The following is a 301-nucleotide window of genomic DNA, read 5'->3' as shown; positions in this document are numbered from 1 at the left end:
GAAGAGACCTGTCATACTTAAGGCTCCCAGACCAACCCAGAGTTTCCAGTTGAGTTGAATAGGTTCTTGTTGATCCTTCTCCTCCTGGATTTGCTTGTTGAGCATGTTGTTAATGAGTTCGCTGGCAGCTTCTTTTGGGGAACCAAGTTCTTCTATAATTTCTGTTTCACGCTCTGGTCCAACCTCGTCAAAATACTCATTAAAGAAGCTGATGGCTTCAAAGTATTCTTTGTGGGGCAGTTTTTTGAGATATTTTTCTAACTGCTCCATATATTCAGTTCTTGTCATGGCGGACGCTCCC

Annotated in this window: 1 protein-coding gene; it reads right to left on the bottom strand. The window is 42.9% G+C overall.

The genetic code is table 11. The annotated features are described in order from the left end of the window. On the bottom strand, positions 1 to 288 hold a 288-nt coding region (locus C1G53_RS06420; protein ID WP_153046665.1), incomplete at its 3' end, for a DUF1700 domain-containing protein. Positions 289 to 301 lie beyond the last annotated feature (13 nt).

Origin of the sequence: Streptococcus suis (genome assembly GCF_002960445.1) — a bacterium.
GTDB classification, from domain to species: Bacteria; Bacillota; Bacilli; order Lactobacillales; family Streptococcaceae; genus Streptococcus; species Streptococcus hyiners.
Note: the sequence above shows the minus strand (reverse complement) of the source record. Positions and strands in the feature narration are given on the sequence as shown.